The organism is Trebonia kvetii, from assembly GCF_007827045.1.
Classification (GTDB): domain Bacteria; phylum Actinomycetota; class Actinomycetes; order Streptosporangiales; family Streptosporangiaceae; genus Trebonia; species Trebonia kvetii.
Genome location: NZ_RPFW01000008.1, coordinates 160,827 through 181,303 on the forward strand (window position 1 = coordinate 160,827; position 20,477 = coordinate 181,303).

General features: G+C 69.5%; 16 protein-coding genes and 2 pseudogenes. 10 read left to right on the top strand and 8 right to left on the bottom strand.

Annotation, left to right across the window (positions count from 1 at the left end; translation table 11 throughout):
* From EAS64_RS35460 to prcA, 6 genes and pseudogenes are all read left to right on the top strand, one after another.
* The gene (locus EAS64_RS35460) at positions 1-1,044 is read left to right on the top strand and encodes a tRNA (adenine-N1)-methyltransferase (RefSeq protein ID WP_246116017.1); all 1,044 of its coding nucleotides are present in this window, start codon (positions 1-3) and stop codon (positions 1,042-1,044) included.
* 168 nt (positions 1,045-1,212) lie between these two features.
* Positions 1,213-3,009, top strand: a complete 1,797-nt coding sequence (arc, locus tag EAS64_RS35465; RefSeq protein WP_145860292.1) for a proteasome ATPase — start codon at positions 1,213-1,215, stop codon at positions 3,007-3,009.
* A 125-nt stretch (positions 3,010-3,134) separates the two neighbouring features.
* Positions 3,135-4,643: pseudogene (dop, locus tag EAS64_RS35470) on the top strand (depupylase/deamidase Dop); the annotation flags it as partial.
* 184 nt (positions 4,644-4,827) lie between these two features.
* Complete coding sequence (locus tag EAS64_RS35475; protein ID WP_145860296.1) at positions 4,828-5,037, top strand: ubiquitin-like protein Pup; 210 nt, start codon at positions 4,828-4,830, stop codon at positions 5,035-5,037.
* Between the two features lie 151 nt (positions 5,038-5,188).
* Positions 5,189-6,016, top strand: coding sequence for a proteasome subunit beta (prcB, locus tag EAS64_RS35480; protein WP_145860781.1), 828 nt, complete (start codon positions 5,189-5,191; stop codon positions 6,014-6,016).
* A gap of 44 nt (positions 6,017-6,060) precedes the next feature.
* A complete protein-coding gene (prcA, locus tag EAS64_RS35485) occupies positions 6,061-6,945 on the top strand; it encodes a proteasome subunit alpha (protein ID WP_145860782.1) in 885 nt (294 codons plus the stop codon).
* 67 nt (positions 6,946-7,012) lie between these two features.
* Here prcA and fabF read toward each other — a convergent pair whose 3' ends face one another.
* The 6 genes and pseudogenes from fabF to EAS64_RS35520 form a co-directional block, all read right to left on the bottom strand.
* Positions 7,013-8,284, bottom strand: a complete 1,272-nt coding sequence (gene fabF / locus EAS64_RS35490; protein ID WP_187366414.1) for a beta-ketoacyl-ACP synthase II — start codon at positions 8,282-8,284, stop codon at positions 7,013-7,015.
* A gap of 195 nt (positions 8,285-8,479) precedes the next feature.
* A pseudogene (locus tag EAS64_RS35495) lies at positions 8,480-8,710 on the bottom strand (acyl carrier protein); the annotation flags it as partial.
* A gap of 74 nt (positions 8,711-8,784) precedes the next feature.
* Complete coding sequence (locus tag EAS64_RS35500) at positions 8,785-9,735, bottom strand: beta-ketoacyl-ACP synthase III (RefSeq protein ID WP_246116018.1); 951 nt, start codon at positions 9,733-9,735, stop codon at positions 8,785-8,787.
* 2 nt (positions 9,736-9,737) lie between these two features.
* The gene (locus EAS64_RS35505) at positions 9,738-10,766 is read right to left on the bottom strand and encodes an ACP S-malonyltransferase (RefSeq protein WP_145860301.1); all 1,029 of its coding nucleotides are present in this window, start codon (positions 10,764-10,766) and stop codon (positions 9,738-9,740) included.
* Between the two features lie 230 nt (positions 10,767-10,996).
* Positions 10,997-12,214, bottom strand: coding sequence for a PucR family transcriptional regulator (locus EAS64_RS35515; RefSeq protein WP_145860305.1), 1,218 nt, complete (start codon positions 12,212-12,214; stop codon positions 10,997-10,999).
* Between the two features lie 51 nt (positions 12,215-12,265).
* A complete protein-coding gene (locus EAS64_RS35520; RefSeq protein WP_145860307.1) occupies positions 12,266-12,886 on the bottom strand; it encodes a TetR/AcrR family transcriptional regulator in 621 nt (206 codons plus the stop codon).
* A gap of 85 nt (positions 12,887-12,971) precedes the next feature.
* On the opposite strand from EAS64_RS35520, the gene EAS64_RS35525 reads away from it, so the two are divergent.
* Positions 12,972-13,658, top strand: a complete 687-nt coding sequence (locus tag EAS64_RS35525) for an SDR family oxidoreductase (protein WP_145860309.1) — start codon at positions 12,972-12,974, stop codon at positions 13,656-13,658.
* A 90-nt stretch (positions 13,659-13,748) separates the two neighbouring features.
* On the opposite strand, the gene aceE is transcribed toward EAS64_RS35525, so the two are convergent.
* The gene (gene aceE / locus EAS64_RS35530) at positions 13,749-16,502 is read right to left on the bottom strand and encodes a pyruvate dehydrogenase (acetyl-transferring), homodimeric type (RefSeq protein WP_145860311.1); all 2,754 of its coding nucleotides are present in this window, start codon (positions 16,500-16,502) and stop codon (positions 13,749-13,751) included.
* 423 nt (positions 16,503-16,925) lie between these two features.
* Between aceE and EAS64_RS35535 the strand changes: the two genes are divergently transcribed.
* From EAS64_RS35535 to EAS64_RS35545, 3 genes are all read left to right on the top strand, one after another.
* Positions 16,926-17,357, top strand: coding sequence for a DUF3052 domain-containing protein (locus tag EAS64_RS35535; protein ID WP_145860313.1), 432 nt, complete (start codon positions 16,926-16,928; stop codon positions 17,355-17,357).
* Between the two features lie 201 nt (positions 17,358-17,558).
* Positions 17,559-18,020 (top strand): peroxiredoxin, encoded by a 462-nt coding sequence (locus EAS64_RS35540; protein WP_145860315.1) that lies wholly within the window; start codon positions 17,559-17,561, stop codon positions 18,018-18,020.
* 674 nt (positions 18,021-18,694) lie between these two features.
* Positions 18,695-18,985 (top strand): hypothetical protein, encoded by a 291-nt coding sequence (locus EAS64_RS35545; protein WP_246116019.1) that lies wholly within the window; start codon positions 18,695-18,697, stop codon positions 18,983-18,985.
* Between the two features lie 31 nt (positions 18,986-19,016).
* Here EAS64_RS35545 and EAS64_RS35550 read toward each other — a convergent pair whose 3' ends face one another.
* Positions 19,017-20,459 (bottom strand): GH1 family beta-glucosidase, encoded by a 1,443-nt coding sequence (locus tag EAS64_RS35550; protein ID WP_145860327.1) that lies wholly within the window; start codon positions 20,457-20,459, stop codon positions 19,017-19,019.
* Positions 20,460-20,477: the final 18 nt, after the last annotated feature.

A 20,477-nucleotide genomic window follows, 5' to 3' on the forward strand; every position in this document is an offset into this window, starting at 1 on the left:
GTGAAGGCAAGAACCCAGCGAGGACCGTTCAGCGCCGGTGACCAGGTGCAGCTCACCGACCCCAAGGGTCGCATGCACCAGATCGTCCTGCAGGCGGGCGGCACGTTCCACACGCACCGCGGCTCGCTGAGCCACGACGACCTCATCGGCAGCCCGGAGGGGTCGGTGGTGACCGCATCGAGCGGCACCGCCTACGTGGCGCTGCGCCCGCTGCTCGCCGACTTCACGCTCGCGATGAAGCGCGGCGCCACGATCGTGTATCCGAAGGACGCGGCGCAGATCCTCGCCTACGCCGACGTATTCCCGGGCGCCAGGGTCCTGGAGGCGGGCGCGGGCTCCGGCGCCCTGTCCTGCTGGCTGCTGCGGGCGGTCGGCCCGGACGGCGAGCTCGTGTCCTTCGAGGCACGCCCGGACTTTGCCGAGATCGCCCGCGAGAACGTCAGGAAATACTTCGGAGAGGTCCCCGCCTGGTGGCGGCTGGTCACCGGCGAACTGTCCGCGCGGGTAGCACTCGACCCGTCACTCCCAACGGGTGCGGTCTACTCCCGACTCCACCCCGACGAGCCCGAGCCTGGCGAGCCGCAAGACGGGGGCGTCCCCCCGGAAGACAGCGGCACCTTCGACCGGGTGATCCTCGACATGCTCGCCCCGTGGGAGAACGTCGAACGTGCCGCGCGCGCCCTTATTCCCGGCGGCCTGATCTGCTGCTACGTGGCGACCACGACGCAGCTGTCGCGCGTGGTCGAGGAACTGCGGTCGCACGGCGGGTTCTTCGAGCCCGCCGCCTGGGAGACCCTGTACCGCGGCTGGCACGTCGACGGCCTCGCGGTGCGGCCCGACCACCGGATGATCGCGCACACCGGGTTCCTCGTCACCGCGCGCCGGCTGGCGAGCGGCGTGACCGCGCCGGCCCGGCGCCGCAGGCCGGCGAAGGGCGCCCACCCGGAGACGGCACCCGCCCTTCCGCAGGACAACCTAGACGCCGGTGCATTCCCTGAGGCCGGCGCGCTGCAGCCGGATGACGCCGGGCCGTCTACCGCGTGAATAATTACTCTACGCAATCATTACATAACTCTGTGCTGACAACCCTTCGTTACCCTGCGGTTTCTTGCGCGGAAACGGTTACAGTCACCAACCGAACACGCGCTGGGATGTTAGGAAAGACCCCGAGGTAGGTAAGGTCGAGTTAAGTTTCATACTCCCCGGGAGGAGGTGAGGGCCGTGGCAGCAAGGGACGAGAGTGGACGGGCTTCGCGGCACGAGGATGAGGTGAGCAGCCTTACCGCACAGATCTCCTTCCTCGATGAGGAGATCGCAGTGTTGCGTAGGCGCCTGGCCGATTCACCGCGTCAGGTCCGTCTTCTAGAGGAACGGCTCCGCGAGACCGAGGCATCCCTGACCTCGGTGACATCACAGAACGAGCGGCTCGCGTCAACGCTGCGCGAAGCCAGGGACCAGATCGTCGCGCTGAAGGAGGAAGTCGACCGGCTGGCACAGCCGCCGTCCGGCTTCGGCATCTTCCTGGCCGCGCGCGACGACAACACCGCGGACGTGTTCACCGGCGGTCGCAAGATGCGCGTGAACGTCAGCCCCAACGTCGAGCTCGAAGAGCTGCGCCCCGGCCAGGAGGTCGTGCTCAACGAGGCGCTCAACATCGTCATCGCCCAGGAATACGAGACCGTGGGCGAGGTCGTGATGCTCAAGGAGGTGCTCGCCGACGGCGAGCGCGCCCTGGTCATCTCGCACGCCGACGAGGAGCGCATCGTCAGGCTCGCCGCCCCGCTGCTCGACCAGGTGCTGCGGGCCGGCGACTCGCTGCTGCTCGAGCCACGCTCCGGCTACGTCTACGAGCGGATACCCAAGGCCGAGGTCGAGGAGCTCATCCTCGAAGAGGTCCCGGACATCTCCTACCACGACATCGGCGGCCTCTCGTCGCAGATCGAGCAGATCCGCGACGCGGTGGAGCTGCCCTACCTGCACGCGGACCTGTTCCGCGAGCACCACCTGCGCCCGCCGAAGGGCGTGCTGCTCTACGGCCCCCCCGGCTGCGGCAAGACGCTCATCGCCAAGGCCGTGGCGAACTCCCTCGCCAAGAAGGTGGCGGAGAAGGCGGCGGCGGCCGGCGACGGCAGCACCAAGCCCGCGGAGGGCAAGTCCTTCTTCCTCAACATCAAGGGCCCCGAGCTGCTCAACAAGTACGTCGGCGAGACCGAGCGGCACATCCGCCTGGTCTTCCAGCGGGCCAGGGAGAAGGCCTCAGAGGGCATGCCGGTGATCGTGTTCTTCGACGAGATGGACTCGATCTTCCGCACCCGCGGCTCCGGCGTCTCCTCCGACGTGGAGAACACCATCGTCCCCCAGCTGCTGTCGGAGATCGACGGCGTTGAGGGCCTGGAGAACGTCATCGTCATCGGCGCCTCCAACCGCGAGGACATGATCGACCCGGCGATCCTGCGGCCAGGCCGCCTGGACGTCAAGATCAAGATCGAGCGGCCGGACGCCGAGGCGGCAGGGGACATCTTCACCAAGTACATGATCCCCGAGCTGCCGCTGCACCCCGACGACGTGAAGGAGCACGGCGGCTCGGCGACGGCGGCGGTCGCGGCGATGATCCAGCGGACCGTGGAGCGGATGTACTCCGAGTCCGAGGAGAACCGCTTCCTCGAGGTCACCTACGCCAACGGCGACAAGGAGGTCCTGTACTTCAAGGACTTCAACTCCGGCGCCATGATCGAGAACATCGTGGCCCGCGCCAAGAAGATGGCCATCAAGCAGTTCCTCGAGACCGGCCAGAAGGGCATCAGGGTCGCGCACCTCCTCGCTGCCTGCGTGGACGAGTTCAGCGAGAACGAGGACCTGCCCAACACCACCAACCCCGACGACTGGGCGCGCATCTCCGGCAAGAAGGGCGAGCGCATCGTCTACATCAGGACCCTGATCTCCGGCAAGCAGGGCACCGAGGCCGGCCGCTCCATCGACACGGTGGCAAACACGGGCCAGTACCTGTAGTCCCCCGGTGTCCGCGCGGGCGGGCCCGTACCTGGCCCGCCCGCCCGGACAAGGGTGCCTTCGGTTTTCTCTGAGGAGCGTCACACGGAACGACATGCAGCCAGCCCGGACTACGCTGAAGAACTATGAGCGTGCTGCGGGTCATGAGCACCGAGACCGAGTACGGCATTTCCGTACCGGGCCAGCCGGGTGCCAACGCGATGGTGACGTCATCGCAGATCGTCAACGCCTACCAGGCGGCAACGGCCGCGCGAGCGCGCCGTGCCCGGTGGGACTTCGAGGAGGAGAACCCGCTGCGGGACGCCCGCGGGTTCGACCTCGCCCGGGAGGCGGCGGACTCCACCCAGCTCACCGATGAGGATCTGGGACTCGCCAACGTCATCCTGACCAACGGGGCGCGGCTGTACGTCGACCACGCGCACCCGGAATACTCCGCGCCCGAGTGCACCAACCCGCTGTCGGTGGTCATCTGGGACAAGGCGGGGGAGCGGATCATGGCGGAGGCCGCGGCCAAGGCGGCAACCGTGCCCGGCTCGCATCCCATCCAGCTGTACAAGAACAACACCGACAACAAGGGCGTCTCCTACGGCACGCACGAGAACTACCTCATGCGGCGCAGCACGCCGTTCGCCGACATCGTCAAGAACCTGACGCCGTTCTTCGTCACCCGCCAGGTGATCTGCGGCGCGGGCCGGGTGGGCATCGGCGCGGACGGCAGGGGCACCGGGTTCCAGCTCAGCCAGCGGGCCGACTTCTTCGAGGTCGAGGTGGGCCTGGAGACCACGCTCAAGCGGCCGATCATCAACACGCGCGACGAGCCGCACGCCGACCCGGAGAAGTACCGGCGGCTGCACGTAATCCTCGGCGACGCGAACCTGAGCGAGGTGGCCCAGTACCTCAAGATGGGCACCACCGCGCTGGTGCTCGCGATGATCGAGGACAAGTTCTTCCCCCGCGACCTGTCGCTGGAGGCGGCCGTCGCCGACCTGCGGGCGGTCTCCCACGACCCGTCGCTGAAGTACCTGGTGACGCTGCGGGACGGCAGGAAGATGACCGCCGTCCAGCTGCAGACCGAGTACCTGGAGCTGGCGCGCAAGTACACCGAGGACCGGTACGGGGCGGACGCCGACGCGATGACCCTCGACGTGCTCGACCGCTGGGAGTCGGTACTCACCAGGCTCGCCGACGACCCGATGCAGCTGTCACGCGAGCTTGACTGGGTGGCCAAGCTCGAGCTGCTCGAGGGCTACCGCCGCCGCGATGGCCTGGGCTGGGACGCACCCAAGCTGCAGCTGTTCGACCTGCAGTACGCCGATGTGCGGCAGGAGAAGGGCCTGTACAACCGCCTCGCGGCCCGTGGCCGCATGGAGCGGATGACCGACGAGAACGCGATCGTCTGGGCGATCGACAACCCGCCAGAGGACACCAGGGCCTACTTCCGCGGCCGCTGCCTGCGGCAGTACGCCGACTCGGTGGCCGCCGCGTCCTGGGATTCGGTGATCTTCGACATCCCCGGCCGCGAGTCGCTGCAGCGGGTGCCCACTCTGGAGCCGCTGCGCGGCACGAAGGCGCACGTTGGAGGCCTGCTCGACCGCTGCAAGACGGCCGCGGACCTAGTCGCGGCGCTGACCGGCGACTTAGTCGCCGCCAAGGGCGAAATGCCTTCTGTCACGCGCTACCGGAAGCCAGGAAAACCCCGCAAGACCCGTCCGTCCGCCAAAGGATGAAAATCAAGGGGATTGGAAGGCAACATCGCGGGCGAGGATAACGTTGGAGCTGTGGAGGGGCTAACGCCTCGAAGGGACGGAGGAATCGCACATGGCGACGAAGGACACCGGTGGCCAGCGGCAGACGACGCGGCGCACCGAGGAGACCGAGGAAGACCAGGCCGCCGCGACAGAAGAGGTCAAGGAGCGCCACGAGAAGCTCTCCGACGACGTGGACTCGATCCTCGACGAGATCGACGAGGTGCTCGAGGAGAACGCCGAGGAGTTCGTCCGCTCGTACGTCCAAAAGGGCGGCGAGTAAGGGTCATCGCCGGTTAGCTCTAGGCGAAAGCCGCCGAGTTCAATACCGAGCCGAACGGACGGTAGTGTCTGCTCAAGGACAACCAAATCAGCAGGGAGGCGGCGGCGTGGGAGGTTTTTCCAGCGGTTCCGGGAGGGACCAGGCGGCGTTCATGGCGGCGCGGATCCCGTCCTTTACGCAGTTCCTGTCCTCGTATGACCCTGGCCTGCTGCCCGCGCGGGACCTCGGCACGCTAGCCGGCTCCGACACGGCAGCCGACGTGCTCAAGAACCTGCCGCACGCCACGACGATCGTCGCGGCCACCTGCGAGCGCGGCGTGGTCATGGCGGGCGACCGCCGGGCGACCATGGGCAACATGATCGCCAAGCGGGACGTCGAGAAGGTGTTCCGCGCCGACGAGTACTCCGCGATCGCGATCGCGGGCGTCGCCTCCATCGGGCTTGAGTTCATCCGCCTGTTCGGCGTCGAGCTCGAGCACTACGAGAAGATGGAGGGCCGCACCCTCTCCCTCGAGGGCAAGGCCAACCGCCTTGGCAAGATGATCCGCGACAACCTGATGCTCGCCATGCAGGGCCTGGCGATGATCCCGCTGTTCGTCGGCTACGACGAGGACAGGGGCGCCGGGCGCATCTTCAGCTACGACGTGGCGGGCGGCCCCTCGGAGGAGCAGCGCTTCCACTCGATCGGATCCGGCTCCATCTTCGCCAAGTCCGCGCTGAAGAAGTTCTACACAGACGACATGTCGGTCAACGACGCGGTGCTCGCCTGCGTGCAGGCGCTCTACGACGCGGCCGACGACGACTCCGCCACCGGCGGGCCCGACCTGACCAGGCGGATCTTCCCGGTCATCGCCACCATCACCGACGACGGCTTCCACCGGCTGACGGACGCCGAGTCCGCCGACTACGCCCAGCAGGTGGTCGACGGCCGGATGCGCTCGCCTGACGGCCCGTCCGCCCCGCTGCTGACTGCCAGCTAACGACCCTCCCCACCAGGACCGATCAAGGAGCGCCCGCGGTGTCCATGCCGTTCTATGTGTCGCCCGAGCAGTCGATGCGCGACAAGGCCGACTACGCGCGCAAGGGTGTGGCGCGCAGCCGCAGCTCGGTGGTCGTGCAGTACGCGGGCGGCATCCTGCTGGTGACCCCCAACATCTCCAGCGTGCTGCACAAGATCAGCGAGATCTACGACAGGATCGCGTTCGCCGCGGTCGGCAGGTACAACGAGTACGAGGTGCTGCGCAAGGCCGGCGTCACCTACGCGGACGTGACCGGCTACCAGTTCGACCGCGGCGACGTGACCGCCCGCGGCCTCGCCAACTGGTACGCCCAGGCGCTTGGCACCAACTTCAGCGAGCCGACGGGCAAGCCGTATGAGGTGGAGATCGTCGTCGCGGAGGTCGGCGCCAAGCCGGACGGCGACCAGATCTACCGCATCTCCTGGGACGGCTCGGTGTCCGATGAGCCAGGCTTCGTCGCCTTCGGCGGCCAGGCCGACCAGGTGACGACGGCGCTCAAGGAGCGCTTCTCCGACGGCATGTCGCTCACCGAGGCGCTCGCGGCCGCCCTGGCGGCGCTCGCCGCCCCGGCGGCGGCGGCCGCGCCCGGCCAGGCCAACGGCAGCCAGCCGGAACTGACCGCGGCCAACCTCGAGGTCGCTATCCTGGACCGCGCCCGCGCCCACCGGACGTTCCGCCGCCTGCAGGGCCCGCGCCTCGAGGGGCTGATCGACGAGTCCCGCGGCGGCTCGGCAGGCGGTGACACCCAGACCACGGCGGAGCCCGCGGAGACGGCGCCTGCGCCGCCCGCCAAGGACAAGCCTGCCCCCGACGCAAAGCCGGCGCCGCCCTCCGACGAGCCTCCCACCGGCCCGTCCGCCGGCGGCGGCGACGGCATCCCGAAATTGTAAACGTCAAAGACGCGACAGCGCCCGGCATGTCCGACATGCCGGGCGCTGTCGCGTCTTCGCGCCGAGGCTACGACTCGGCGGGCAGGTACTCGGTGAACGCGAGGGCCACGTTGTGGCCGCCGAAACCGAACGCGTTGTTGAGCACCGCCATCGGCGCACCCGCGACCCGCGGCTCAAGGGTCCGCGCCTTGGTGGCGACGTCGATGCCGAGGTCGTCGTCCGGGTTGTCCAGGTTGATCGTCGGCGGCGCGGTCCTGTCGACAAGCGCCATGATCGCCGCCACGCTCTCGATCGCCCCGGCGCCGCCGAGCAGGTGCCCGGTCATCGACTTGGTCGCGGAGACGACCACGCCAGCGGCGTCGTCGCCGAACGCCGACTGGAGGGCCTTGGCCTCGAGCGGGTCGCCGCCAGGCGTCGAGGTGGCGTGCGCGTTCACGTGCACCACCTGCTTCGGGGTGATCCCCCCGTCGCGCAGCGCGGCGTTGATCGCGAACGTGACGCCCTCGCCGTCCGGCGCGCCGAGCGAGATGTGGTGCGCGTCAGAGGAGTACCCAGCCCCGGCAGCCACCGCGTAGATCCTTGCCTTGCGGGCGAGCGCGTGCTCGAGCGACTCCAGGATGACCACGCCCGCGCCCTCGCCGAGCACGAAACCGTCGCGATCCTTGTCGAACGGGCGCGACGCGCGCTCCGGCTCGTCGTTGCGGGTGGACATGGCGCGCATCACGGCGAACGCGCCGATGTTCAGCGCCATGATCGCGGCCTCGGCGCCGCCGGCGATCACCACGTCGGCGCGGCCTGAGCGGATCATGTCGATGCCGTAGCCGATCGCCTCGGCACCGGACGCGCAGGCGCTGACCAGGGCGTGCGCCCCCGCCTTGGCGCCGAACTCGATGCTCAGCCAGCCGGCCGCGCCGTTCGGCATCAGCATCGGCACGGTGAACGGCGAGATACGGTTCCAGCCCCTGTCCCGCAGCGTGTCGTAGGCGGTCAGCGTGGAGCCGATGCCGCCGATGCCGCTGGTGACGGCCACGCCGAGCCGGTACGGGTCGACCGCGGGCGCTCCCGCGTCGGTCCAGGCCTCACGGGCGGCCACCAGGGCTAGTTGCTCGTAGCGGTCCATCTTGCGTGCCTGCGGCTTGCCGACGGTCTCCGCCGGGTCGACGGCGGCGGGCGCGGCGATCTTGACCGGCAGGTCATCGACCCACGAATCGGTCAGGCGGCGCACGCCGCTGGTCCCCGCGAGCATCGCCGACCAGGTCGACGCGGTGTCGCCGCCGAGCGGCGTGGTCGCGCCGAGCCCCGTGACGACGACGCTCACTCGATCGTTGTTGCTGCCCACTGCTGTCCTCCGCAGTTGTTGTCTTTCTACGCCGGGACGTCCCCTGTCCCGCGGCTGCCGCCATGAAGACGGCCGCCGTAACTCCCGATATCCGCAGGGCGGGCCTGACCGCGGAAACCGCGATCAAGGTCAGGCCCGGCCCAGCGGATCAGGGCTGTCACCCAACCCAGCTCGGGTGTGCGCCCGTAACGAGTTCTTCGAGACGAAGTTGACGACGTCCTGGACCGTCTTGAGGTCCTTGAGCTGCTCGTCGGGGATCTCGACGCCGAACTTGTCCTGCGCCGCGACGGCGATCTCGACCATGGAAAGCGAGTCGATGTCGAGGTCGTCGACGAAGTTGGCCTCGGGGGTCACCTCATCGGCGGGCGTGCCGGCGATCTCCTCGATGATCTCGGCGAGTCCGGAGAGAATCTCCTGGTCAGTCACTTTTTCTCCTTCTGGGTGGGTTTCTTGCGTCTTCGCCTGGTCCGCCGGCCGGAGCAGGCGGTGGGCAGGCCCGGCTAGGGTACCGTGATCACCTGCGAGGCGTAGGCGAGCCCTGCGCCGAACCCGACGAGCAGCGCGGGCGTGCCCGGCTGCAGCCGCCCCTGTTCGGCCATCCGCGCCAGCGCGAGCGGAATGGACGCCGACGAGGTGTTCCCGGTGTGGATGATGTCGTCGGCTACCCGCTCCCGCGGTATGCCAAGCTTCTTGGCGATCGCCTCGATGATCCGCAGGTTCGCCTGGTGCGGCACGAACGCCGTGATGTCGGCGGGCGTCACCCCGGCGCGGTGGCAGGCCTCGAGCGCCACCGGCGCGATGGCCGTGGTCGCCCAGCGGAACACGCCCTGCCCGTCCTGGGTCAGCGCGCCGTTCCGCCCTCCGGTGACGGTGATCTTGTTCGCCTGGTCGCCCGCCGAGCCCCAGACGACAGGCCCGATGCCGGTCGGCTCGTCGTCCGCGGTCGGTCCCACCACGGCGGCGCCCGCGCCGTCGGCGAAGATGATGCAGGTCGACCGGTCGGTCCAGTCGATCCACGAGGTCATCTTCTCCGCGCCGACCACCAGCACGTTGCGCGCGGACCCGGCGCGCACCGCGTCGGACGCCGCGCTGATCGCGTAGCAGAACCCGGCGCAGGCCGCGTTGAGGTCGTAGGCACCTGGCGCGGGGATGCCGAGCCGGTAGCCGACGGTCGCCGCCACGTTGGGCAGCGGCACCTCGGGGGAGCAGGTAGCCACGATGACCAGGTCCACGTCGGCCGGCTCGAGCCCGGAGGCGGCCAGGGCCTTGGCGCCCGCCGCCTCGGCCATGTCGGCGACGGTCTCGTCGTCACGCGCGACGCGGCGGGACTGGATGCCTACCCGTGCCCTGATCCATTCGTCGTTGGTGTCGACGAGCTTGGCGAGGTCGTCGTTGGTCACTACCTTGTCTGGCTGGTACCCGCCGAACGCGAGAATCTTGGCGCCTGCCACGATCAGGACTCCTTCTTCAACTCGGGTGCCGAGCCGGGGGCGGCATCTGGGTTCACCGACGTGGCGTGTGACGCGACGAGGGCCCGCGCGGCGTCAAGCTGGTCGGGGGTCTTGATCGCGAGCAGCTCGACGCCGGGCAGCGCCCGCTTGGCCATCCCGGTCAGTGTCCCGCCGGGGACCAGTTCGATGAGCGCCGTGACGCCGATGGCGGACATCGTCGCCATGCACAGGTCCCAGCGGACGGGGTTGGCGACCTGGCGGACCACGCGGTCCATCCAGTCCTCCCCGGAGGCGACGACGGCGCCGTCCCTGTTGGAAATCAGCGTGATGGCGGGGTCCTTGACGCTGGTGCCAGCCGCCGCGGCGGCAAGTGTGCCCACGGCCGGTTCCATGTGCCTGGTGTGGAACGCCCCGGCCACGCGCAGCGGCCGCAGCCGTCCCCCGGCGGGCGGGTTGGCGGCGAACGCTTCGAGTTCCGCGAGTGTCCCGCCGGCGACGATCTGCCCGGCGGTGTTGATGTTGGCGGGCGTGAGCCCCGCCGCTTCGATGGCGGCGAGCACGGTCGCCTCGTCACCGCCGAGCACCGCGGTCATCCCCGTCGGCTCGGCGCCGCAGGCGGCTGCCATGGCCTCGCCGCGCACCCGGGTGAGCCGGATGGCGTCCTCCGCGGAGGTGACCCCGGCGATCGCGGCCGCGGCGAGTTCGCCCACGCTGTGCCCGGCGGCGGCGTCCGCGAACCCTCTTCTTTTTGGCGGTTCCGCCCCCATGGAACCTTGGGTGTCAGGGCAAAAAAAAGAGGGTTCGTCGCCCAGAAGGCCTGCGACCGCGATCGCGGCAGCGACGAGCAGCGGCTGCGCCACGGAGGTGTCGGTGATTTCTTCCGCGCTGCCGGTCGTGCCAAGCCTGATCAGGTCGCGTCCGGCGAGCTCCGACCAGCCGCCGAGTCGCTCGGCGAAACCGGGCAGCTCAAGCCAGGGAGCCAGGAAACCGGGGGTCTGCGCGCCCTGACCGGGCGCGGTAAAGATGAGCACACTGTCAACCTTGCCCTGTAGACACCCGCCAGCCGGATATCGAACTTCACGAACTTCCGCGTCGAACTATTGTAGCTACCCTCCAAAGAGGGTTCACCATCCAGTCACCGCCCGGTCACCATCGATGGTCCCTCAGTCCGGACCGTACCAGCGCAGGTACTGGCCGGTCACGCTGGCGATGGTGGCGAAGTCGCGATCGTGGTGCAGCAGCGTCAGGGGATTGCGGTTGGCTACGCCCGCCTGGCGGCGAGCCTGCCGAGGATGATGGCGGTCCACAGCGTGAACCCGTCCCGGCCGTCGGCCGGGGTATACCCGGTCAGCTCGGTGACCCGGCGCAGCCGGTAGCGGACCGTGTTCGGGTGGACGAAGAGCATCCGCCGCGTCGCCTCGAGGGACGACCCCTGCTCCAGGTACGTGGTGAGCGTGTCGAGCAGCGCCGTGCCGCCGGCCAGCAGCGGCTGGTAGGCGTGCGTCACGAGTATCTCCACCGCGTCCGCGTCGCCGTCCAGCGCGCGCTCGGGCAGCAGTTCGTCAGAGCTTGCCGGGCGCGGCGCGTCCGGCCAGGCGGGTGCCACCCGCAGCCCCGCCAGGGCCGCCCGGGCGGACATGTGCGCCGAGCGCAGGTCGCGCACGGACGGGCCGACGACGATCGGACCGGGCCCGAACAGCCCGGCGAGCTTCTCCGCCGAGGTCATCGGGTCGTCGGTGCCGCCGAGCACCACGATGAGGCGCCCGCCCTGCACCCCCGCGATCAGGTCGAGCCGTGTCCGCCTTGCCGCGGCGCGCAGCTCGTCGATGACCGGCTCGGCGTCGTCGCCGTCGATCGTGCCGGCGAGCACCGAGACGGGGGAGGAGGACCAGTTCAGCGCCGAGGCCCAGGAGTTCAGCGACTCCTGCTGCTCGCCGCGCACCAGCGAGTCGACGACGAGGGCCTCGAGCCGCGCGTCCCACGCGCCGCGCGCCTCCGCGGTCCTGGCGTACACCTGGGCGGCGCTGAACGCGATCTCCCGCGCGTACACCAGGACCGCCTCGCGCAGGTCGGTCTCGGCGCCGGGAGCCGCCAGGGTGTCGACCTGGCTCTCCACGACGTCGATGATGACCCGGACCATCTCCACGGCCTGCTGCAGCCGCACCGCACGGGCCAGCTCACGGGGGGCGGTGCCGAACACCTCGGTGGCGGCGGGACGAATCCGTTCCGGATGCTTGATCCAGTCGACGAACGACGCGATGCCCGCCTGCGCCACAAGACCGAGCCACGAGCGGTTTTCCGCGGTCATCTTCCGGAACCAGGGCAGGCGCTCGTCCATGGCGGTGATCGCCGCGGTGCCGAGCGGGCCCATGGACCGCTCGATCCGCGCCACCGTCTCCGGGTGCACCGGCACTCGCGCGTGCGTGCCGCGCGCCTCCCGGCGCCTGCTGCCCGGCCTGGCGGGCACTTCCTCCTGCATCCCACCAGCGTGCCATGGGCCGGCACCTGGTTGGCCGCATTCGCGGCCCGGTTAGCGCGGTGCCCCGTGCTCGCCGCCCGGCGCCCCTGCCGGTTCCGCGTCCGGCGCGAGCACGCCGATCAGGTCATCGGCCCAGGCCTCGTCGAGCGGCCGCGTGGTGGCGAGGATCCGGTACCAGATGGTGCCGAACACGATGTCGGCCACGGTGGCCGGATCTGGGCGCGCGGTAAGGTCGCCCCGCTCCCGTGCCCGCTGGGTGATGACCGCGAGCGCGTCCCTGCGGCGCTCGAGGAAGGAAACGCGGAACCGCTCGCCGAACTCGGCGTCGAGCTGCGCCTCCGCCATCAGCGCGCGCAGCAGGTCGGCGAACTGCGGATGGCCCGCCACCACGTAACTGGCCCGGAGGAAGGCGCGCAGGTCGGCGCGGTAGCTGCCCAGATCGTCGACGGGCACGTACATGTCTGCCTTGACCGCGCCGGCCTCGAGCAGCACGTCGGCCTTGGACGGCCACCAGCGGTAGATGGTCTGCTTGCCGACCCCCGCGCGGGCGGCGATGCCCTCGATGGTCAGCCCCGCGTAGCCGACCTCCACGGCCAGCTCCATCGCGGCGGCCAGGATCGCCTGCCGCGACGCCTCGCTGCGCGGCCGCCCCGGCGAGCGTGTGCTTGTCATGACCCGAATATACAAGACGTAGCGTCTCGTATAGTATCGAGACGTACCGCACCGAAATTAAGCGCCGCAGTGAAAGGGGAAGCACATGCGTGCAGTGGTCATGGGTGGCACTTCGGGAATCGGGCTGGCCGTCGCCGAGGCGCTTACGGAAGACGGCATCAAGGTGACGGTCACCGGCCGCGATCCGGAAAAGCTCGCCGCCGTCGACGGGCGTTTCGCGGCCGCCGAGCGGCTCGATAGCGGTGACCGCGAGGCGGTGACCTCGTTCTTCGACTCCCGCGGGCAGTTCGAGCACCTGGTGCTCGCCTTCAGCCCAGGCCCGGTGGGCCTCGGCCCGATCCGCGAGGTCAGCCTCGGCGACGTGGAGACGGCCTTCAGCGGCAAGCTGTTCGGCTACCTGCACGCGATCCGCCAGGCGCCGGTCACCGAGACCATCACGATGATCTCGGCCGCGAGCGCTAGGGCCGCTCTGCCGGGCACGGTCGCGCTCGCCGCGGTAAACGGCGCGATCGAGCGCATCGTCCCGCCGCTCGCGGCAGAACTCGCGCCGGTCCGGGTAAACGCGGTCTCACCGGGCGTCGTCGACACCCCGTGGTGGTCCTTCCTCCCGGACGACCAGCGGCAGGCGCAGTACGCCGCCGTGGCGGGCAGCGTTCCCGCCGGGCGCATCGGCACGGTCGACGACGTCGCGGCCGCGGTGTCCTACCTGGTCGGGTCGACCCTGGTGACCGGCTCTATCATGCCGGTCGACGGCGGCTTCACGGTCGCCTGACGCGAAAGCAGGAAGAGAGAAGATGGTGGATCGTTAGGAGCATCCCGGTGCTCCTAACGATCCACCATCGTTGACGCCATCGTTGACGTTCTAGCGCAGCGCCTCCGACACCGGCAGGTTGAGCTTGTACTTCTCGATCGCCTGCGCGGGCAGCGAGGGGTCCACCGCGCCGGTCCTGGCCAGCTGCGAAAGCACCGCGAGCACGATCGACTCGGCGTCCACATGGAAGAACCGCCTGGCGGCCGGCCGGGTGTCGGAGAAGCCGAACCCGTCGGTGCCGAGCGAGGTGTACGCCGGCGACGGCACCCAGCGGGCGATCTGGTCGGGCACCGCGCGCATCCAGTCGGAGACCGCGACGACCGGCCCGGGCGCCTCGGCGAGCGCCGTCGTCACGTACGGGACCCGGACCGGATCCGATGGGTGCAGCAGGTTGTGCGACTCGGCGGCAAGGGCGTCACGGCGCAGCTCGGTCCACGAGGTGACCGACCAGACGTCCGCCGCGACCCTCCATTCCTCGGCGAGCAGCCGCTGCGCGTTCAGCGCCCACGGCATCGCCACGCCAGAGGCGAGTATCTGCGCGCGGGGAGTGGACTCCGCGGCAGGGGCGAGCGAAACCGCCGCGTAGCGGTACATGCCGCGCAGGATCCCCTCCTCGAGACCCTCGACGGCGGGCGCGGGCGGCTGCGGGTACGGCTCGTTGTAGACGGTGAGGTAGTAGAAGATGTCCTCGCCGTCCGGGTGCTCTCGGGTCGAGTCGTACATGCGGCGCAGCGCGTCCTTGGTGATTACCGCGATCTCATACGCCCATGCGGGGTCGTAGGACACGCACGCGGGGGAGACGGACGCGAGCAGCTGCGAGTGCCCGTCGTTGTGCTGCAGCCCCTCGCCGGTCAGCGTGGTGCGGCCCGCGGTCGCGCCGAGCAGGAACCCGCGACCCAGCTGGTCGCCGAACGCCCACATGGCGTCGCCCGTGCGCTGCCAGCCGAACATCGAGTAGAACACGTACACCGGGATCATGTGCGTGCCGTGCGTGGCGTATGAGGAGCCTGCCGCGATCACCGAGCCCATCGCGCCCGCCTCCGAGATGCCCTCGTGCAGCAACTGGCCGCGCTCGGACTCCTTGTAGGACAGCATGAGGTTGCGGTCCACGGCCTCGTAGGTCTGGCCGAACGGGGAGTAGATCTTCGCGGTCGGGAACAGCGAGTCCATGCCGAACGTCCGCGCCTCGTCCGGGATGATCGGCACGAACCGCTCGCCGATCACCGGGTCCTTCATCAGGTCCTTGAGTATCCGGACGAAGGCCATCGTGGTGGCAACCGATTGCTTGCCAGAGCCGCGCTGGAAGTCCTCGAACACCGACGCCGGCGGCTGCGGCAGCGGCTTGGCGCGCACCACCCGGCGCGGCAGCACGCCGCCGAGCGCCGCCCGCCGCTCCTGCATGTACTTGATCTCGTCGGAGTCCGGGCCCGGGTGGTAGTACGGCGGCAGGTCCGCCTCGAGGGCCGCGTCCGAGATCGGCAGGTACAGCCGGTCCCTGAACTCCTTCAGCTCGTCCTTGGTGAGCTTCTTCATCTGGTGCGTCGCGTTGCGCGCCTCGAAGTCCTTGCCGAGCGTCCAGCCCTTGATGGTGTGGGTCAGGATCACCGTCGGCTGGCCGACGTGCTCGCGGGCCGCCTTGAACGCCGCGTACACCTTCCGGTAGTCGTGGCCGCCGCGGGACAGGCCGCGGATCTGATCGTCCGACAGGTGCTCGACCATCTTCCGCAGCCGCGGGTCGCCGCCGAAGAAGTGCTCGCGGATGTAGCCGCCGGACTCGACGCTGTAGGTCTGGAACTGCCCGTCCGGTGTGGTGTTCATCTTGTTGACGAGCACGCCGTCGGTGTCCTGCGCGAGGATCGGGTCCCAGTCGCGGCCCCAGATGACCTTGATCACGTTCCAGCCCGCGCCGCGGAAGAACGACTCGAGCTCCTGGATGATCTTGCCGTTGCCGCGCACCGGGCCATCGAGCCGCTGCAGGTTGCAGTTGATGACGAACGTGAGGTTGTCGAGCTCCTCGCGCGCCGCGAGGCCGATCGCGCCGAGCGCCTCCGGCTCGTCCATCTCACCGTCGCCGAGGAACGCCCACACGTGTGACCGCGACGTGTCGTGCAGCTCGCGGGCCAGCAGGTAGCGGTTGAACCGCGCCTGGTAGATCGCGTTCAGCGGGCCGAGGCCCATGGAGACGGTGGGGAACTCCCAGAAGTCCGGCATCAGCCGCGGGTGCGGGTAGGACGGCAGCCCGCCGCCCGGGTGCGATCGCTCCTGGCGGAACCCGTCGAGCTGGCTCTCGGTCAGCCGCCCCTCGAGGAAGGCACGGGCGTAGATGCCAGGCGCGGCGTGCCCCTGGAAGAAGACCTGGTCGCCGGATTCCCCGTGGTCCTTGCCGCGGAAGAAGTGGTTGAATCCCACCTCGTACAGCGAGGCCGCTGACGCATAAGTGGCGATATGTCCGCCAACACCCGCGCCGCCAGGCCGGTTCGCCCGCGACACCATGATCGCGGCGTTCCACCTGATGTACGCGCGGATCCGCCGCTCGACGTACTCGTCGCCCGGGAACCAGGGCTCGCGCTCGGGCGGGATGGTGTTGATGTAGTCCGTCGAGCGCAGGCCTGGCACGCCCACCTGCTGCTCGCGCGCCCGTTCCAGAAGGCGCAGCATGAGATACCTGGCCCGCCCGCGGCCGCGGGTGCGCGTGACCGAATCGAACGAGTCGACCCACTCCCGCGTCTCGTCCGGGTCGATGTCAGGCAGCTGCGTGGGCAGTCCGTCGCTGATGATGGAGTAACGCTGACGTCCGGAAGTCACGCCGCTACCCTCGCCTTCCGTAATCGGCGGCTGGTGGCCGCTTGTAGATCTCCTAGCTTGTACAAGTCAATCGTCGTACGTCTTGGCCTGTTTTTCATCTCTACCAAACGGTAACCGCTCGGGCCGGGTGGCAACGGCCCGCCCGCCACGCGGCCGGGGCCGCCGGCTCGCTGTCGACCGGCCCGTGGTCGCGCATCGCGACCGTACCGGTTACGGTACGTTGCAGAGCACGCCGCTGGGACGACTGCCGGCGCGCCTGGTGGAAGGTCAACAAAAGGGAGCGGATTCCTGCTCCAGGCAGATTGCCACTTGCGCACAGGCCCGACCCAGTGTGAACTGTCCCAACAAGAAGTACTGACGCGGCCCGCCGGCGCCCGAACGACGACCGGAGGGACCGCGGGGAAGGATTGGGGAGGAACGTCAGTGAGCGCGACCGCGCGCCAGGCGCAGGATGAACGCGGCCAGGCCGAGCGGCTCGGCATCAAACCGGGCCAGGTAGTTCAGGAACTCGGCTATGACACGGATTGCGATGAGCAGCTGCGCCAGGCGATCACGGCTGTCGAGGGCGTTGAGCTCGTCGATGAGGACTACGACGAGGATGTTGTCGACGTGGTCCTGATGTGGTTCAGGGAGGACGACGGCGACCTTGTGGACGCACTCGTCGACGCCCTGGCGCCGCTGGGAGACGGTGGCTACATCTGGCTGCTCACGCCGAAGGCGGGCAGACCAGGCCACGTCGAGCCAAGCGATATCGGTGAGGCGGCCCCCACGGCCGGGCTCGCCCAGACATCTAGCGTGAGCGCCGCCAAGGACTGGTCGGGCTCGCGCCTCGTCGCGCCGAAGGCGCGCAGATAGGCCCGGCGCTGAAGGCCCGCCGCCAGCGGGGTCTCGATAACCAGATACGGAACGGGTTCGGCTGACTCCCGTCGCGCCCGCGTTCGCCCCTGTGCGGGGAGAGCACGGGTGGTCGCCGCTGTCACGGCCTCCGGTGGCAGACTTAGCCGAGCAGGACGCGCGGGCCCTCCCCGCGCGACCATCCGTTGAAGGGATTCAGGCATGGCAGTTGAGATCGGCGACGAGGCCCCCGACTTCGAGCTCCCCGACCAGCACGGTACGCCGGTGAAGCTGTCCAGCTTCCGCGGCACCAAGAACGTGGTCCTGGTGTTCTACCCGCTCGCGTTCAGCCCGGTCTGCAGTGGCGAGCTGTGCGCGCTGCGCGAGGAGTTCCCCGAGGTCAACCGGGACGACGTGGAACTGCTCACCGTGTCTGTCGACTCGATGTTCAGCCACCGCGCCTGGGCAGACGCGGAGAACTTCCAGTTCTCCCTGCTTGCGGACTTCTGGCCGCACGGCGCGGTGGCGAAGCAGTACGGCGTCTTCGACGAGGCCAGGGGCCTGGCGACGCGCGGCACCTTCGTCATCGACAAGACCGGCGTGGTCCGCTGGTCCGTGGTCAACCCCATCCCGCAGGCCAGGGACATCGCCGACTACCAAAAGGCCCTGTCAGAACTGGCCTGACAACCAGCTAGTACGTCGGCGCGGAGACTTCCCGCGCAGGGAAATCTCCCCGCCGACGTCATGTCTCTTCTCGCGGCCAAGGGCCGGTACCACTTTCTTACTCGGCCAGAGCCGGTACCACGGCGGGCGCCTCCGATGGCCTCGCACCCGCGCACCCCGCCCCGCCACCCTCGCCAGCCACCGACTCCAGCACTCCCCTTCTCGATTTTCCCAAGTCGTACCGACCCAGACGGGGGACCGTGCCCGTTCAGGGCGCCGGCACCGTAAGCCCACACCCAGACGCACCACCGCCGCCCGCGCACCGCCGCCAGGAGCCTCGCCGCCGCCACCAGCACCCCACCGAGATCACAAATCGCGCCTGTCACAGCAAGGCGCGTGGCAGCCGGGATGATCACGGAACTTTTATTACAACGGAAATTCTCTACCCGGATCGGGTAGAGAATTTCCGCCAGGATCAGAAGTTCCGTGATCATCGCCCGTTTGGCGCCGGATTTTGCCGGTTTCCGGGAACGCTGCCCAGCCGCGCTGCTGGAAGGTAAGCGTTCTGTCACGAAGCCGGTAACGGGTGGTAACAGTTTGCTCCCGGGGGCAGACGGCCCGCGCGACCGTGGGTCATGCTTGAGGCGTGAACGAAAGGGCGAGCCGTGCCCTGCTATAAGTGCGGCACACGCCAAATGGACCCCGAGCCGGGTAAGCCGAGCCCATGGCACCAGGGAGTCGTCCGCGAGCAGCAGGTGCTGATCTGCCCGGACTGTTATTCAGCCGTGGCCGGCGACCTCGCCCGCTGCCCGCGCTGCGGCAGCGCGCGGCTGATTAAGCGCCTCGGCCAGGTCGAGTGCCTGGAGTGCCGAGCGACCAGGGACGCGGACGCCGGTCCCGCCGTCGCGGCGGCACCGTGCAGCGCGGACTCTGACCTGTCCGCCGAGGTGGCCAGGGCGCTGGAACGCATACTCGGCTCCCGCTAGCCGGCCCGGGGCGAGCCGGGCCGGCCCCAGGTCACACCGGCCAGGCGGCGGGCAGCGGCGGGACAGCGTTGTCGCTGGCCACGCGCGCGAAGAAGGCGGAACTCGCCTTGGGGATCCTGCGCTGGGTGGCGAAGTCGACGTACACGATGCCGAACCGCTTCTGGTACCCGTATGACCACTCGAAGTTGTCGAGCAGGGACCACACGTAGTAGCCGGCCAGCCGGGCGCCGTCGCTGGCCGCCCTGGCCACGGCCGCCAGGTGCAGGTGCAGGAACTTGATCCGCTCCAGGTCGTTGACCTCGCCGTTCGGGTCAACGTAGTCCTCGGCGGCGCAGCCGTTCTCCGTGATGTACAGCGGCAGGCCAGGCGCGTCAGCCGACAGCCGCATCAGCAGTTCATACAGGCCGTCCGGGTCGATCAGCCAGCCCATCGGGGTGCGCTCCATGCCCTCGGGTGAGTAGTTCACCACGTGGCCGTCGATGCCGGCCATCGGCCGTTCCTCGTTGCGCAGCAGGTTGTCCGGGTCGCCCGCCCGCAGGTGCTCGGGCTGGTAGTAATTCACGCCCAGGAAGTCGATCGGGGCGGAGATGGTCTCGAGGTCGCCGTCCTTGATCAGCTCGGCGGGCGGCACGATCGCGGCGGGCGCGTGCTCCGGGTAGCTGCCGAAGAGCACGGGCTCGAGGAAGATCCCGTTGTGGGTGGCGTCCGCGACAAGCCGGGCGCGCTCCAGTGCCTGCGCAGAGCCGTTGAGCGCGGAGCCGTCGGCGGCGACCCGCACCGGGGTCAGGTTGAGCGTGATGCCCACCTCGGCGCCCGGCGCCGCGGCGCGCACGGCGGCGGCGCCGAGGCCGTGGCCGAGCAGCAGGTGATGGGTGACCGCCGCGGCCACCGCGTCGTCGGTGAGGCCAGGCGCGTGCACCCCGATGCGGTGCCCGTTGTGCGCGACGACCAGCGGCTCGTTCAGCGTGATCCAGCGGATGATCCGGTCACCGAGCGCCTCAGCGACGACGCCGGCGTAGTCGGCGAAGCGGTACGCGGTGTCCCTGGACGCCCAGCCGCCGCGGTCCTGCAGTGCCTGCGGCAGGTCCCAGTGGAACAGCGTCGCCGCGGCCGAGATCCCGCGCTCGCCGAGGGTGTCGAGCAGCGACTTGTAGTAGTCGAGACCCGCCTGGTTGAGCTGCCCGGCGCCGTCAGGGAAGATTCGCGGCCAGGAGATCGAGAACCGGTACCCGGACAGGCCGAGCGAGCGCAGCAGGTCGGCGTCTTCGGGATAGCGGTGGTAGGAGTCGCAGGCAATGTCGCCGGTGTCGCCGCCGCGCACCTTGCCTGGCGTGCGGCTGAACGTGTCCCAGACCGAGGGACCGCGACCGTCGGCGTTGACGGCCCCCTCGATCTGATAGGCAGCCGTCGCGGCCCCCCAGGTGAACCCCGCCGGGAAGGCGAGCGGTTCGCCGGACGACGTGACATTGCTCATGTTTCCTCCTTGACGCGA

Bases quoted from the DNA above. Each gene is read 5' to 3' on its own strand.
- EAS64_RS35475 (WP_145860296.1), top strand. From the start codon at position 4,828: ATGGCGACGAAGGACACCGGTGGCCAGCGGCAGACGACGCGGCGCACC.
- prcB (WP_145860781.1), top strand. From the start codon at position 5,189: ATGGCGGCGCGGATCCCGTCCTTTACGCAGTTCCTGTCCTCGTATGAC.
- prcA (WP_145860782.1), top strand. From the start codon at position 6,061: ATGCCGTTCTATGTGTCGCCCGAGCAGTCGATGCGCGACAAGGCCGAC.
- EAS64_RS35515 (WP_145860305.1), bottom strand. From the start codon at position 12,214: ATGCAGGAGGAAGTGCCCGCCAGGCCGGGCAGCAGGCGCCGGGAGGCG.
- EAS64_RS35520 (WP_145860307.1), bottom strand. From the start codon at position 12,886: ATGACAAGCACACGCTCGCCGGGGCGGCCGCGCAGCGAGGCGTCGCGG.
- EAS64_RS35525 (WP_145860309.1), top strand. From the start codon at position 12,972: ATGCGTGCAGTGGTCATGGGTGGCACTTCGGGAATCGGGCTGGCCGTC.
- EAS64_RS35540 (WP_145860315.1), top strand. From the start codon at position 17,559: ATGGCAGTTGAGATCGGCGACGAGGCCCCCGACTTCGAGCTCCCCGAC.
- EAS64_RS35545 (WP_246116019.1), top strand. From the start codon at position 18,695: ATGGACCCCGAGCCGGGTAAGCCGAGCCCATGGCACCAGGGAGTCGTC.
- EAS64_RS35550 (WP_145860327.1), bottom strand. From the start codon at position 20,459: ATGAGCAATGTCACGTCGTCCGGCGAACCGCTCGCCTTCCCGGCGGGG.